The sequence below is a fragment of the Pseudoxanthomonas yeongjuensis genome, from assembly GCF_010093345.1.
GTDB lineage: Bacteria > Pseudomonadota > Gammaproteobacteria > Xanthomonadales > Xanthomonadaceae > Pseudoxanthomonas_A > Pseudoxanthomonas_A yeongjuensis.
In genome coordinates, this window is record NZ_PDWT01000005.1 from 160,485 (window position 1) to 175,731 (window position 15,247).

At 66.9% G+C, this 15,247-nt stretch carries 10 protein-coding genes; 6 read left to right on the top strand and 4 right to left on the bottom strand.

Annotated features, from left to right (window positions below; genetic code table 11):
• Positions 1-79 precede the first annotated feature (79 nt).
• A complete protein-coding gene (locus CSC74_RS13700; protein WP_162315101.1) occupies positions 80-3,826 on the top strand; it encodes a translocation/assembly module TamB domain-containing protein in 3,747 nt (1,248 codons plus the stop codon).
• Positions 3,827-3,835: 9 nt separating this feature from the next.
• Entirely contained in the window at positions 3,836-4,930 is a 1,095-nt protein-coding gene (locus CSC74_RS13705; protein WP_162315048.1) for a winged helix DNA-binding domain-containing protein, read from the top strand.
• Between the two features lie 200 nt (positions 4,931-5,130).
• Here the strand turns inward: CSC74_RS13705 and CSC74_RS13710 are convergent, their stop codons facing one another.
• A complete protein-coding gene (locus CSC74_RS13710; RefSeq protein ID WP_162315049.1) occupies positions 5,131-6,426 on the bottom strand; it encodes a sialidase family protein in 1,296 nt (431 codons plus the stop codon).
• Between the two features lie 188 nt (positions 6,427-6,614).
• On the opposite strand from CSC74_RS13710, the gene CSC74_RS13715 reads away from it, so the two are divergent.
• On the top strand, positions 6,615-8,969 hold the full coding sequence (locus tag CSC74_RS13715; RefSeq protein WP_162315050.1) for a Tex family protein: 2,355 nt from the start codon (positions 6,615-6,617) through the stop codon (positions 8,967-8,969).
• Between the two features lie 90 nt (positions 8,970-9,059).
• Here CSC74_RS13715 and mnmG read toward each other — a convergent pair whose 3' ends face one another.
• Complete coding sequence (gene mnmG / locus CSC74_RS13720; protein ID WP_162315051.1) at positions 9,060-10,949, bottom strand: tRNA uridine-5-carboxymethylaminomethyl(34) synthesis enzyme MnmG; 1,890 nt, start codon at positions 10,947-10,949, stop codon at positions 9,060-9,062.
• Between the two features lie 412 nt (positions 10,950-11,361).
• Entirely contained in the window at positions 11,362-11,928 is a 567-nt protein-coding gene (locus CSC74_RS13725; protein ID WP_211369649.1) for a hypothetical protein, read from the bottom strand.
• Between the two features lie 186 nt (positions 11,929-12,114).
• On the opposite strand from CSC74_RS13725, the gene CSC74_RS13730 reads away from it, so the two are divergent.
• The 3 genes from CSC74_RS13730 to CSC74_RS13740 all read left to right on the top strand — a co-directional run bounded on the left by CSC74_RS13730 (position 12,115) and on the right by CSC74_RS13740 (position 14,183).
• Positions 12,115-13,074: a pyridoxal-phosphate dependent enzyme gene (locus CSC74_RS13730; protein WP_162315052.1), complete on the top strand. Its 960-nt coding sequence runs from the start codon at positions 12,115-12,117 to the stop codon at positions 13,072-13,074.
• Positions 13,059-13,682 (top strand): YdcF family protein, encoded by a 624-nt coding sequence (locus CSC74_RS13735; RefSeq protein ID WP_162315053.1) that lies wholly within the window; start codon positions 13,059-13,061, stop codon positions 13,680-13,682. The genes CSC74_RS13730 and CSC74_RS13735 overlap by 16 nt, the downstream gene beginning before the upstream one ends.
• Before the next feature lie 72 nt (positions 13,683-13,754).
• A complete protein-coding gene (locus tag CSC74_RS13740) occupies positions 13,755-14,183 on the top strand; it encodes a ketosteroid isomerase-related protein (RefSeq protein ID WP_162315054.1) in 429 nt (142 codons plus the stop codon).
• Positions 14,184-14,311: 128 nt separating this feature from the next.
• Here the strand turns inward: CSC74_RS13740 and bioC are convergent, their stop codons facing one another.
• Positions 14,312-15,193 (bottom strand): malonyl-ACP O-methyltransferase BioC, encoded by an 882-nt coding sequence (gene bioC / locus CSC74_RS13745; protein WP_162315055.1) that lies wholly within the window; start codon positions 15,191-15,193, stop codon positions 14,312-14,314.
• Between the last annotated feature and the right edge of the window lie 54 nt (positions 15,194-15,247).

Genomic DNA, 15,247 nt, shown 5'->3' on the forward strand with positions numbered 1-15,247 from the left:
CAAGCGGATCGCGGACGATATCCCCCCGGAAGAACGCGAGGCGCGCATCGCCGAATTGCGTGCGCGGCGGCGCGCGCGCATGCGCGTGCTGGCGATCCGCAGCGCGATCGGTTCGACCGCGTTGCTGGTGGTGCTGGCCATCGCGCTTTACTGGCTATTGCAGACGGTGGCCGGACGCGACGTCCTGCTCAACCAGATCATCGCGCGCCTGCCGGCGGGCTCTTCCTTCACCTGGAAGAAAGTGGAAGGCCCGCTGGCCGGACCGCTGACCCTGCATGGCGTGGACTTCCGTTACGAAAAAATCCATTTCACCGCCGAACGCATCTACCTGGATCCGGACCTGCGGCCGCTGCTCGGTAAGCGCCTGCGCCTGGATGCGCTGCAGCTCACCCATGCCACTCTGGACATTCCGAAGAGCGACGAACCGTTCAAGCTGCCGACCTGGCCCGAACTCCTGCCGCAGATCGAGATGCCGATCGCGATCCAGGCCGACACACTGGCCATCGACGGGCTGCGCATCACCCAGAGCACCCAGCCGCTGATCGACATCCGTCGCGCCAAGGGCGGCATCGATATCGGCGATGGGTACTTCAAGGCGACCGGGCTGGCGATCGACAGCGATCGCGGGCGCATCGATCTGCACGGCGGCTATGAACCGCGCAGCCGCTATCGCACCGACGTGGTGGCCACGGCGGTGTTCCCCGCGACACTGGGCCGCTCCCCGGCGCGACTGGGCCTGGTCGCGCGCGGCGACCGCATGAAGATGGACATCGGCCTGGCCGGCAACGCGCCGGCGCCGGTGCGGGCACTGCTGGGCGTGCGTGGCGAGGAGAATCCGACCTGGGTATTCAGCGGCAAGACCGAGGCGCTGGACCTGGCGCTGCTGGGACTTTCCGACACCAGCATGCCGTTGGCGTTCGATCTGAAGGCGAACGGCGCCGGTGGCGCGGCGGACCTGCAGGGACGCGTCGTCCAGGGCGATTTCGTGGCCGTGATCGAGCCATCGAAAATACGTATTGCCGATGAAGTGCTGACCGTCGAACCGCTGGCGGTGCGCGCATTCGACGGACTGACCACCTTGCGCGGGCGTGCCGATTTCAAGGATCCGGAAAACCCGCAGTTCAAGTTCTCGATCAACGCGCGCGGATTGCGCTGGGGCGAAGACGCGGCGACGCGGATCGCCGCCGATGCGGACCTGGGTTTCGCCGGACAGGTGAAAGCCTGGGCAGCGATCGGCAAGGCCACGCTGGTGCGCGAGAAGCAGACTGCGACGGTCGATTTCGATGGCGCCGGCAACGGCGAGCAACTGGTGTTGAACAGGCTGCAGGCGAAGATGCCGACGGGCACCCTGGACGCGACCGGTATCGTCGGCTGGGAACCGGGGTTGCGCTGGGACCTGGGCGCGAAGCTGGCCGGTTTCGATCCCGGTTATTTCCTGGCCGACTGGAAGGGCAATATCTCCGGCGATCTCGCCAGCAAGGGCCAGGCACGCGAGATCGGCGGCTTCGACGCCACGCTCGATGTTCCCAAGCTCGGCGGCAGCCTGCGCGGACGCAAGCTGGACGGACGCGGCAAGTTCGCCCTGCATGGCGATGAAGGCGAAGGCGAGCTCGCGCTGGCGCTGGGCAACAGCCGGGTGAACGCCAAGGGCGAGGTCGGCGCCAGGCTCGACATCGACGCCACGCTGCAACCGCTGCATCTGGACGACCTGCTGCCGGACGCCAGCGGCAGCATCGCCGGCACCCTGAAACTCACCGGCACCCGCAACGCGCCCAATGTGGACGCCGATCTTTCCGGCAGCGGGTTGAAATGGAGCGGCTACAGCGCCGATGCGCTCAGCGTGCGCGGACGCCTGCCGTGGCAAGGCGGCAATGGCGAACTGGCGATCCGCGGTTCCGCGGTCGACGTGGGCATGGTCCTGGACAACCTGCGCGTGGACGCGCGCGGCGCGGTCGAGGACCTGCAGTTCGACGGCGACGCCAGCAATGCGATGGGCTCGGTTTCGCTGGCGGGCACCGCGCTCAAGCGTGGCGCCAACTGGCAGGGCAGCCTGGACACGCTGCAACTGACCCCATCGAAGGGCAGCGACTGGCGCCTGCAGCAGCCCGCGCGCTATGCGCAGAACGGTTCCGCCTTCACCCTGTCGCCGGCCTGCCTCGCGGCCAGCGGCGGCGGCGCGCTGTGCGCCGAGGCCGACTGGCCGAAACAAGGCTTGCAACTGCACGCCGATGCGTTGCCGCTGACCCTGGTGCAACCCTGGTTGCCGCCTAGCAACGGCCGCCCGCTCACGCTGCGTGGCGAAATCAAACTGGATGCGTCGGTCAAGCCGGCCGGCAATGCCTGGGTCGGCGAAGTGCACCTGGCTTCGCTCGATGGCGGCCTCAAGCTGGGCAACAACGCGCGCGGCGAGATCGTGCGTTACGACAACTTCACCCTCGATGCCGATTTCAATCCGCAAACGATCAAGGGCCGCCTCGGCACCGGCTTCAAGGGCGACGGTTATGTCGATGCCACCATCGCCACCGGCTGGGACGATTTCTCACCGCTGAAGGGCGACATCTACTTCAACAATTCGCGCCTGTTCTGGCTGGAACTGTTCTCGCCCGACCTGGTGCGCCCGACCGGCGACCTGCACGGCCATGTCGGCCTGGCCGGCACCCGCGGTACGCCCGCGCTGAGCGGTGAAGCGCAACTGACCCAGTTCAAGGGCGAACTGCCTTCGCTGGGCATCACCCTGACCGAGGGCGTCGCCAACCTGGTCGCGCAGGCCGACGGCAGCGCGCGCATCGACGGCACGCTCAAGTCGGTGTCGTCCACTGGCGGCACCGCCAACGGCGGCACGCTCAGCGTCGATGGCGCGCTGGACTGGAAGGTGGAAGGCTCGCCGCTGCAGTTCAACATCCGCGGCAAGGATTTCCTGGTCGCCGACACCGTCGACCTGCAGGCGGTCGCTTCGCCGGACCTGAGGGTGCAGTTCGCCGACAACACCCTCCAGGTGCGCGGCCAGGTGGTGGTGCCTTCGGCCAGCATCGACGTGGAGAAGCTCGACGACGGCGTGTCGGTTTCCGAGGACGTGGTGGTGCTGGACCCGGTGGATCCGGAGCGCACGCCGAGCTCGCGCCTGGACCTGGACATGGCCATCACCCTGGGCGATGCGGTGAAGTTGAAGGGCTATGGCCTGGATGGTTCGCTGGCCGGGACCATGAACGTGCGCTCGCGCGTCGGCCGCGAGATGGTCGCCACCGGCCGCCTCGACGTCGACGGCCGCTACACCGCCTACGGGCAGAAACTGCTGATCACCCGCGGCGAGCTGGTGTGGAGCAACAACGCCGTTTCCGATCCGCGCATCAACATCCGCGCCGAACGCGAGGTGGTGAGTTCCAGCGTCACCGCCGGCATCGACGTGACCGGGCGCGCTGGCAGCCCCAAGGCCACGGTCTGGTCCAACCCGGCGATGGGCGAATCCGAGGCGCTGGCCTACCTGGTGCTGGGGCGTTCGCTCAATACCGCCAGCACCGACGAAAGCCAGAAGATCAACGCCGCTTCCACCGCCTTGACCGCCGGTGCCGGCCTGCTGGCTTCGCAGCTCGGGGCGAAGATCGGCCTGGACGACGCCGGCGTGCTGGAATCGCGCACTTTGGGCGGCTCGGTATTCGGCGTGGGCAAGTACCTGTCGCCCAAGCTCTACGTCAGCTACGGCGTGTCCATGGTCGGCAGCGGTTCGGCGATCACCCTGAAATACCTGCTGCGCAAGGGCTTCGACGCGGAGATCGAGTCGAGCACGGTGGAAACCCGCGGCTCGATCAACTGGCGCAAGGAAAAGTAGGGCGTCTTGGTGAAGACGCGCGGGATTTCCCGGATCGCGCAACTGCGCCTGCAACGGCAGCGCATCGTCGGCGCGGGATTCGATTCGCCCGGGCAGGTCGTCTCCTGGCTCGGCGCGATCCAGGCGCAGGACTACGCGGCCTCGCTCTGGGCCATCGGCCTGCGCATGCGCGAGGCGACCCGGGCGAAGGTGGAGCAGGCTATCGCCGAACGCCGCATCGTGCGCACCTGGCCGATGCGCGGCACCTTGCACTTCGTCGCCGCCGAGGACGCGCGCTGGATGTCGGCCTTGATGACGCCGCGCGTGATCGCCGCCAGCAAGGCGCGATTGCTGCGCGAGTTCGGACTGGACGACGCCGTGCTTGCGCGTTGCCGCAAGGTGCTGGTGAAGGCGCTGCGCGACGGGCAGTCGCTCACCCGCAGCGACCTGTATGCGACGCTGGAAAAAGCCGGCATCACCACCGGGAAACAACGCGGCATCCACATCACCGGCCGCCTCGCCCAGGAAGGCCTGCTCTGCCTGGGACCGCGCGCGGACAAGCAACCGACCTTCGTGCTGCTGGAAGAGTGGGTCGCTGCCCACCGCGACATGGAGCGCGATCAGGCGCTGGCGGAGCTGGCGCGTCGCTATTTCTTCAGTCATGGCCCGGCCACGACACAGGATTTCGCATGGTGGTCCGGACTCACGCTCAAGGACGTGCGGTTGGCGATACAACTCGTCGGCACCGATCTTGAGCAGGAAACCATCGGCGATCGGGTTTACCTGCACGCGGGTGACGCAATCGCCACGAACGAAGGACTGCGCGCACCGCAACTGCTGCCCGCCTTCGACGAATACCTGGTCGCCTACAAGGACCGCAGCGACGCGCTGGAAGCGCGTTTCAGCCGGCAGGTCATCGGCGTCAACGGACTGTTCAACGCCGGTCTGGTGATCGACGGGCGGATCGTGGGCACCTGGAAGCGTAGCCTGGGCCCGACAGGAATCGTGATCGAGCTCAGTCCGTTCCGTGCATTGCTCAAGAAAGAGCTGAAGGCGCTGGACAGCGTTGCGCGTCGTCACGGCGATTTCATGGGCATGCCGGTGCGATTGCGACGGGCGGAATAACTTGCGTCCTCTCTCCTACCCTGCATTAAGCGTCGGGCGAGCCTTGGAGGAAGGTTTTCCCCGTAGGAGCGCCCATGGGCGCGAGCTCTTGGCAACATGTTCCAGCCGCGAGCTTTTGCTTGCTGCTCTAAAGGCAGGAGCTCGCGCCCATGGACGCTCCTACAAATCGACGAGCTTGACCGGTAGTGGCTGAAGAATCTTCATTGCACCGCTGGCGAAGGGATATCCGGATCTTCTTTCGCAGCCAGTCGCGCACCCCGCAATACCGGCTTGCCGTCGATCACGTCGGTCCACACCAGATAGACGATGCCTCCGCGCGCGACCATTTGCGGAAATCCGGTCGCACGGCCCCTGCCCTGCAGTTTCGCTACTTCGATGCGCTCTACTTCCTTCGACGGGTCGGCGGCGTCGTAACGCGCCAGCCACAGCGACTGTCCATCGGCCTGCTCGCGTGTCCAGTTCACCCACGCGCTGGCGCCATCGACGGCCACGCCGACACGCCCCTGCACCTGCAGGCCGCTGTCCAGATCGACCGGCGCGGAAAAACTGTCGCCGCCATCCTGCGAGCGGGCCACGCGCACCTTCGGCATGTCGCCGGCCGCCGTGTACCACGCCACCCATGCCTGCCTGCCGCTGGCGGCGACGGCCGGGCCATTCACCGGGCAGGCCGGCATCATCCAGCGGTCGTCGTGGACCTTGCGCGGCAAGGTCCACGCGCCGCGGTCGAAGCGAGTGGCGACGATGTCGCGGATCTCGTCGCCGTCGCGATCGCGGTAAACCAGCAGCGGACCGCCTGCAGTCATCGCGGCACTGGTCTGGCAACAATCGCAGGTGCGCGGATCGAGTTCGCTTTCCGCGGATTTGCGCAGCGCCGCATCGAAGTTCGCCACCCGCAATGTCATCGCTCCACCACCATGTTCTTCATGGCCGCCATGTCCTTCGCCGGCCGTGTTGCGGCCGTCCAGCCAGGCGATGCCAAGGGAGTCCCGTGATTGCGGCCACAGGGAGACGAAGCCATGCTCGGTCGGCGTGCCGTCCTCGTTGACCGCCAGTGGCGGCGACCAGGTTTTCCCGCCGTCGCCCGATCGCGACAACACCACGTCATAGGCATAGGCCGCCTTGGCCGACTGGCGCAGCCAGTGCGCCCACAACGCACCATCTTCGGTGGCCGCGATATGCGGGGTGTCGGCCCAGTTGACGAACCAGTCGTCGCCACGGGCGATTTCCTGCGGTGAGCTCCATGCGCTGCCATCGAACGAGGCGAACACCAGCGCATGCCTGCTGCCGGATCCGGCCTCGACCCAGGACAGCAGCAATCGTCCATCGGGAGCGATGACCAGATCGGATTGCGCCGCCGTGCCAGGCACGGGCAACGGCCAGTCCGACAGTTCATGCGCGGCGCGCGTCTCCGCGGCCGGCACCATCGATGCCGGTGCAGCAGGATCGCCGCCACAGGCGGTCAGCAGGAAAAGCAGGAGTACGAGGTAATGGCGCATGGCGAAAGCATAACGCTTGGCGTCAATTCCTTCCGGTGACCAGGAACCGTGGGAGCAGCGGGACGCCGCTTCCACGCCATGCCACACGCGTTTGCGAAACCTGCAATTCACAGTCCTGTCAACGGGTTTCCCGTACGCGTCGCGACCGCCACAATTGGGCTCCCGCTACATGGTTTCGAACGGACACAATGCAGGACATCCCCAAGCAACTCGCCCAGCAGATCGCCCGCACCATCGCCGAAGAGATCGGCGCGCAGACCGCGCAGGCGCTCGCGGCGATCGCATTGCTGGACGAAGGCGCCAGCGTTCCGTTCATCGCGCGCTATCGCAAGGAAGTCACCGGCGGCCTGGACGATACCCAGCTGCGCAATCTGGAAACCCGGCTGTCCTATCTGCGCGAACTGGAAGAGCGCCGCGCCACGGTGCTGGCCAGCATCGAGGAACAGGGCAAACTGACCACCGAATTGCGTGCCGATATCGAAGCGGCCGACAGCAAGGCGCGGCTGGAGGATCTCTATCTTCCGTACAAACCCAAGCGCCGCACGCGCGCGCAGATAGCGCGCGAAGCCGGATTGGAGCCGCTGGCCGACGGCCTGCTGGCCGATCCCTCGCAGTCGCCAGAAAACTTCGCGGCAAGCTTCGTCGACGCCGGAAAAGGCGTCGCCGATACCAAGGCCGCGCTCGACGGCGCGCGCGCCATCCTCATGGAACGCTGGGGCGAGGATCCGGCGCTGGTCGGCGAGCTGCGCCACTGGCTGGGCGAAGTCGGCATGATCCGCGCCCGCGTCGCCGAAGGAAAAGAAGAAGCCGGCGCCAAGTACCGCGACTATTTCGAACACAGCGAAGCGCTGTCCCGGATTCCTTCGCACCGGTTGCTGGCGCTGTTCCGCGCGCGCAAGGAAGAGATCCTCTACCTCGACCTGGATCCGGGCAAGGATGCCGAGGCCGGGCATCTGTACGGCGACGGCCGCGTCGCCCTGCATGCCGGCATCAGCGACCAGGGCCGCGCCGCCGACCGCTGGCTGCTGGACAGCGCGCGCATGACCTGGCGTGCCAAGCTGCATTTGCACCTGCTGCTGGATCTCTTCAGCCAGGCGCGGGAAAAAGCCGAGGCCGAAGCCATCGCGATCTTCGGCGACAACCTGAAGGATCTTCTGTTGGCCGCGCCGGCCGGCGCACGCACGGTGATGGGCCTGGATCCGGGCATCCGCACCGGAGTGAAGGTCGCCGTGGTCGACCGCACCGGCAAGCTGGTGGCGACCGACACGATCTATCCGCACGAACCGCGCAAGCAATGGGACCAGTCGCTGCACGCGCTCGGGAAATTGTGCACGCAGCACGGCGTGGAGCTGATCGCCATCGGCAACGGCACCGCTTCGCGCGAAACCGACAAGCTGGCGGGCGAAGTGATCGGCCAGCACCCACGACTGAAACTGCAGAAGATCGTGGTCAGCGAAGCCGGTGCGTCGGTGTATTCGGCATCGGAACTGGCGGCGAAGGAATTCCCGGAGCTGGACGTGAGCCTGCGCGGCGCGGTGTCGATCGCACGCCGGCTGCAGGATCCGCTGGCGGAACTGGTGAAGATCGAGCCCAAGGCGATCGGTGTCGGCCAGTACCAGCACGACGTGGATCCGTACCGCATGGCGCGTGCACTGGATGCGCGGGTTGAGGACTGCGTGAACGCGGTCGGCGTGCATGTCAACACCGCCTCGGCCGCCCTGCTCTCGCGGGTTTCCGGATTGTCCGCCTCGGTGGCGGAGAACATCGTCCTGCATCGCGACCAGAACGGCCCGTTCAAGCGCAGGAAGGAGCTGTTGAAGGTCCCGCGCCTGGGCGAGAAGACCTTCGAGCAGTGCGCCGGCTTCCTGCGCATCGCCGATGGTGACGAACCGCTGGATGGCTCCTCGGTCCATCCCGAAGCCTATCCGGTAGTGGAGCGGATCGTGAAGGACAGCGGCAAGGCCGTGCGCCAGCTGATCGGCGACACGGGTTACCTGCGCGGGCTGAAAGCGGAATCGTTCACCGACGAAAAGTTCGGCGTGCCCACGGTGCGCGACATCCTCAAGGAACTGGAGAAACCCGGCCGCGATCCACGCCCCGAGTTCAAGGCCGCGCGCTTCGCCGAAGGCATCGAGGACATCAAGCACCTCAAGGTCGGCATGATCCTGGAAGGCGTGGTCAGCAACGTCGCCGCGTTCGGCGCCTTCGTCGATATCGGCGTGCACCAGGACGGCCTGGTCCACATCTCCGCGTTGTCCGATACCTACGTGAAAGACCCGCGCGACGTGGTCAAGGCCGGCGATATCGTCAAGGTGCGGGTACTGGAAGTGGATATCCCGCGCAAGCGGATCGCGTTGACGCGGCGGCTGGACGATGCGCCGGTGGCGAGATCGCCGCAGGAAAACATACGACGCGATGCGCGGCCAGCACCTGAAAGGAAACCGGAACAGCGCCATGGAAAAGCGGCTGCAACCAGCCGGCCACAACAACCGCCCGCCGACAATGCATTGGCCGCGGCCTTCGCACGGGCCAAACAAAGCTGACAACCCTGTAGGAGCGGGCCTTGCCCGCGATGCTCTTCGTGACGCCTCGCCAAAAGCATCGCGGGCAAGGCCCGCTGCTACGGGCTTCGTTTACGCCACGCGGCTGCGGCGCGCGCGCGTCAGGTGCACCAGCAGCAGCGAAATCGCGGCCGGCGTCATGCCGGGGATGCGCTGGGCCTGGCCAATGGTCTGCGGGCGCACCCGTTCGAGCTTCTGCATGACCTCGAAGGACAGGCCGCGTACGACCGCATAGTCGAAGTCGACGGCGATCTGCGTGCCTTCGTTGCGCTGCTGGCGATCGATCTCTTCGCGCTGGCGATCGAGGTAGCCGGAATATTTCACGCTGATCTCGACCTGTTCGGCGACCTTGGGATCGGCCACGCCCGGGCCCAGCGACGGCACCCGCATCAGTTGCGCGTAATCCAGTTCCGGGCGCTTGATCAGGTCCAGCACGTTGGTCTCGCGGCTGACCGCTACGCCCAACGCGGCTTCCACTTCGCGACCCAACGCATTGCCGGGCGTGGCCCACAACCCACGCAGGCGCTCGGTTTCCGTCGCCACCGCATCGCGCTTGGCCTGGAATTTCCGCCAGCGCGCGTCATCGACCAGGCCGAGGCCGCGACCGGTTTCGGTCAGGCGCGCATCGGCATTGTCCTCGCGCAGCTGCAGCCGGTATTCGGCGCGTGAGGTGAACATGCGGTACGGCTCGTTGGTGCCGTGGGTGATCAAATCGTCGATGAGTACGCCGATATAGGCTTCGTCGCGGCGCGGGCACCAGGCTTCTTTATCCTGCACCTTGCGCGCGGCGTTGAGGCCAGCGACCAAACCCTGCGCGGCGGCTTCCTCGTAACCGGTGGTGCCGTTGATCTGGCCAGCGAAGAACAGCCCGGCCACGGCCTTGGTTTCCAGCGAGGACTTCAATCCCCGCGGATCGAAGAAGTCGTATTCGATCGCATAGCCGGGGCGGGTGATGTGCGCGTTCTCCATGCCGCGGATGCTGCGCACCAGTTCCAGCTGCACGTCGAACGGCAGCGAGGTGGAGATGCCGTTGGGATAGATCTCGGCGACGTCGAGGCCTTCGGGTTCGACGAAGATCTGGTGACTGGCCTTCTCGGCGAAGCGCACCACCTTGTCCTCTATCGACGGGCAGTAGCGCGGACCGATGCCCTCGATCTGGCCGCTGTACAGCGGCGAACGATGCAGCGCGCCACGGATGATTTCGTGGGTGCGCTCGCTGGTGTGGGTGATCCAGCACGACACCTGGCACGGATGCTCGGCGACATCGCCGATATACGACATCACCGGCAGCGGATCGTCGCCGGGCTGTTCCACCATCGCCGAGTAATCCAGCGAACGGCCGTCGATACGCGGCGGCGTGCCGGTCTTCAGCCGGTCGACCACGAACAGGCCTTCGCGCAGTTTGTGCGCCAGTGCGGTCGCTGGTGGATCGCCGGCGCGGCCGGCGGCGTACTGGGTTTCGCCGACATGGATCTTGCCGGCGAGGAAGGTGCCGGCGGTCAGCACCACCGACGGCGCATCGAAACGCAGGCCGGTCTGGGTGATGGCGCCGCGCACGGTGTTGTTCTCGATCACCAGGTCGTCGACCGCGGCCTGGAAGATCGTCAGGTCGGGTTGCGCCTCGACGAGGCGGCGGATCGCGCTGCGGTACAGCGAGCGATCGGCCTGGCAACGCGTCGCACGCACCGCCGGACCCTTCGAGGCATTGAGCGTGCGCCACTGGATGCCGGCCAGGTCGGCGGCGCGGGCCATGGCCCCGCCCAGCGCGTCGATTTCCTTGACCAGGTGGCCCTTGCCGATGCCGCCGATGGCCGGGTTGCAGCTCATCGCCCCCACCGTTTCCACGTTGTGGGTCAACAGCAAGGTGCGGGCTCCGGCGCGCGCGGACGCCAGCGCGGCCTCGGTGCCGGCATGGCCGCCGCCGATGACGATGACATCGTAGTGGTGGAAGGAAGCGTTCATGGGGCCATTTTGACACCGCCATGCCCGACGGCCTAATCGAAAGGCGTGGGGCGGAAAGATTTGGCACGGTTTCTGCGTTATCCCTCCTGCACCCGTCGTGGCAAGCGACCAGGGGCGCAGGCTGGTAATTGGAACAGGGGCCAGCCGTGTGCACTGCGGGGGAGCGCCGGGGCCGGTAGTCGGGGGACTGCCGGCCCCATTTTATTTGCGCTGGACGCCCCTGCAACAGAAAAAGCCCGGCATTGCCGGGCTTTTTTGTTGAGTGCCGACGCCCGGCAGGGCCGGAACAGGGGGGATCCAGATTTCCCCACCGGACGTCGACATAGAGGCGTGTCATTCCAATCACGTCAGTAAGCGACGTAACCGGTCAACTCGCGCTCAGCCTGTGACGTCCTCGCGGGCAATGCAATGATCAAGGCTCCTGGCTGCGTACCCGGCTGCGGTTTTCCGAACGCGGCGGGGGTGCCGAACGCTCCGGCGGCCGCGACCTTTCCACCGGACGGGGCCGCGAGGGTTCCGCCATCCGCTGCGGTGGTTCGCTGGCCGGGCGCTGGCGGATCCCGTTGTTGCCGCTGGGCTCGCGCCCGTCACCCACGACCCGGGGCAGGCCGGGAGACTGGGGAACGCGGTTCTGCGGCGGGATCTTCACCCGGCCCGATTCCCGGTAGCGCCCGTCCTCGGGGTTGCGCCACGGTGGCGCGCGATCATTGTCGGGATCCGGCTTGTCATTGTGGCCGGGGCGGTGCGGACGATGCGGGCGGTAGAGATAGTACGGGTAGTAACCGCCGTAGCCGTAATAGGGCGAGTAACCGTAATAGCCATAGCCGCCATAGCCATAACCGTCGTCGTAGGGGCCATAGCTCGGCGCGGAACGTCCGTAGTAGTAACCGCCCGGGGCGCTACCGCCAGCGTAGTCGTAGGTGGCGCAACCGCTGAGCGCGGCGGCGGCGATGAGTGTGGTGATCAGACGTAGTTTCATGACGCCCCCCGGCGTTGCTTGCAGTGAGCATCGGCCCGCGGCATTGAATCCGTGCTTAACCCTTCCGGCGGCACGCGGAACAACGGGTTCCATTCACATGTCGGTGGCGACAGTCGACGATGCTGGAATCCGTACTCGCTTCGATCGCTTCCGGGAAGCCGGGCCCGATACGTTAATCTTTCGGGCATGCCTGCCCCACTCCCCGTTTTCGAAGACCTCCTGGCCGCCGCCGCGCGGATCGCACCGCATGCGCTGGTCACCCCGGTGCTGCGTTCGCGCGCGCTGGATGCGCTGGCCGGCGCGCAACTGCATTTCAAGGCCGAGCACCTGCAGCGCGTCGGCGCGTTCAAGTTCCGCGGCGCCTGCAACGCGGTCTGGTCGCTGACCGAAGCGGAAGCGCGCGCCGGGGTGGTCACCCACTCTTCGGGCAACCATGGCGCCGCGCTGGCGCTGGCGGCGCGGACCCGCGGCATCGCCTGCCACGTGGTGGTGCCGGAAGGCGCGGTCGCGGCCAAGGTCGCTTCCATCCAGCGCTACGGCGCCACCGTGCATGCCTGCGCCGCAAGCATCGTCGCGCGCGAGGAAATGTGCGCGCAGGTGCAAGAAGCCACCGCCGCTGTGCTGGTCCATCCCTACACCGACCCGCGGGTGATCGCTGGCCAGGGCACCGCCGCGCTGGAACTGCTCAATGCCACCGACGCACTCGATGTCCTGGTGGTGCCGGTGGGCGGTGGCGGTCTGGCCGCGGGCACCGCTATCGCGGCCGCCACGCTGGCGCCAGGTTGCAAGGTGCTGCTGGCCGAGCCCGAGGGCGCCGCCGACACCTTCCGTTCGCTGGCGGCGGGCCAGCGACGCGTCGATTTCACTCCCGATACGATCTGCGATGGCCTGCGCGGCAGCCTGGGGCAACCCAACTTCGAATTGCTGCGCCAGTACGCGGCGGAGGTCGTCACCGTCAGCGACGTGCGGACCGTTGCTGCGATGCGCCTGTTCTGGCAGATCGCCAAGCAATTGGTCGAGCCGTCTTCGGCCATCGCCCTGGCCGCGGTGCTGCAGGATCCGTCGCGATTCGCCGGGCAGCGCATCGGCGTGCTCCTGTCGGGGGGCAACGTCGACCTGGACGCGCTACCGTGGGGGCGGGCGTGAACGCGCGGGCCAAGAGGAAGCGGAAGGGATTCCTCGGCTGGGCCTGGCGCCTGTTGCTGCTGTTGCTGCTGTGGCTGACCGGCGTGGCCGCCTACATCGTATGGGTCGGCGAACGCGACCAGGCCGCGCCTTCCGACGCGATCATCGTGCTCGGCGCCGCCGCCTACGACCGGAATCCCTCACCGGTGTTCAAGGAACGCATCCGTCACGGCATTGATCTGTACAAACGCGGCTTGGCCCCACGCCTGATCTTCACCGGCGGCTTCGGCAACGGCGCGCCGTATTCCGAGTCGCAGGTCGCCCGGCGCTTTGCGCTGAAACAAGGCGTGCCGGCGCAGGCTATCCTGATCGAATCCCGCTCACGGACCACGCGCCAGAACCTGCAGGAAGCGCGGGCCTTGATGGAAGCCAACCACCTGCGCCGCGCGATCATCGTCAGCGATCCGCTGCACATGGCGCGCGCGCTGCGCCTGGCGCGCGAACTCGGAATCGACGCCCTGGGTTCCTCCACCCCTACCAGCCGTTTCCGCAGCTTCGCCACCCGCAAGCGCTTCCTGCTGCAAGAGGTGTATTTCTTCCATCGCGACCTGCTGCTGGAATCGAGGTAATCCCCGGCGACGCCATTGGCGGCATGCGGCGCTATGATGCGGCGCTGCTACTTCACAGGGGACCCCCGGCCCATGAAAATCGATGGCAACCGCAAGCAGGACCGCGCCACCGAACTGGTCCTGACCTATTACTCCGCCTTCAATCGCGGCGACTGGGACGGCCTGCTGGCACTGCTGGCCGATGACGTGGCGCACGATCCGAACCAGGGCGCGCGCGAGAACGGGCGCGAAGCGTTCGCCGCGCACCTGGCGCGGATGCGTGCCAGCTGCCACGAACAGTTGCGCGATATCGTGGTGCTGGTGGCGCCGGATGGCGACCGTGCGGCCGCCGAATACGTGGTGCATGGCGAATACCTGGAGACCGAAGAAGACCAGCCCGCCGCGCATGGGCAGAAGTACCGGCTCCAGGGCGGCGCGTTCTTCGAAATCCGCGAGGATCGCATTGCGCGGGTATCGCATTACTACAACGAGCAGGCGTGGCTGGCGCAGGTTTCGGCCTGAACTGCGCGGGCCGAGCTTGCCCGGATGCCGTTGCCCCTGCTTCGTAGATCCGAGCTTGCTCGGATGCTCTCGCGGAAGATCAAAAGCATCCGAGCAAGCTCGGATCTACATGTCTTCGCGGCGCTCGGTCACTCGCGGCGCCGGATCGGGATCGCCGACACCGGCACCGTCGCGATTTCCTCGCCCTGGCCGCGGATCGGCGCGCCCGGCGGCGGCGCCCAGGCATGGGCATAGATCACTTCCCAGGTGCTGGGCAGCTTGCCATCGTCGCGACGGAAAGTGTCGTAGGCCATGCTGGCCGCGGCGAAGCGCGAACGTCCTGTCAGTGTGTGCCTGCGTGATCGCAGGGCATTGGTCGCGCCCATCGCGCGCAGTTCGCGCATCAGCGCCGGCAGGTCGTCGTAGGTCAGGGTGAAGCGGTCGCGGTCCAGCACCGGATCGCGGAAGCCGGCGATCAGCAACGCATCGCCGAACTGGGCGATCGGCGGGAAGCGGCTGACATGCGGCACGGCGTCGGCCTGGGCGAAGGCATCGCGCAGTTCGATCAAGGTCTCGGGGCCGAAGGTCGAGCACAGTAGCAGCCCGCCCGGCTTGAGCACGCGGCGGAACCCGGCGAACACCGCCGGCAGGTCTTCGACCCATTGCAGGCACAGATTGCTGAACAACACGTCGACGCTGTTGTCGGCGACCGGCAACGCGCGCGCGTCGGCGCAGACGCGGGCGAAGGGCTTCCACCAGCCGGCATGCTTCTTCGCTTCGCGCAGCATCGGCATGGCCAGGTCCAGCGCGACCACCTGGGCGCGCGGCCAGCGCTTGCGCATCTCCGCGGCCGCGTGCGCGGGGCCGCTGCCGACGTCGAGCACTACCGATGGGGTCCGCTCGCCCAGGTAGTCGAGCGATTCCAGCAGGCGCGCTTCGACCTCGTGCTGCAACGCCGCCGCTGCGTCGTAGCTGGAGGCGGAACGCGAAAATGCGCGGCGGATCTGGCGGTGGTCGAAGGGGGTGTTCATGGGCGACGGTGATTCTGAGCCGGGTCGTAGGAGCGACGTGAGTCGCGAAGAGGT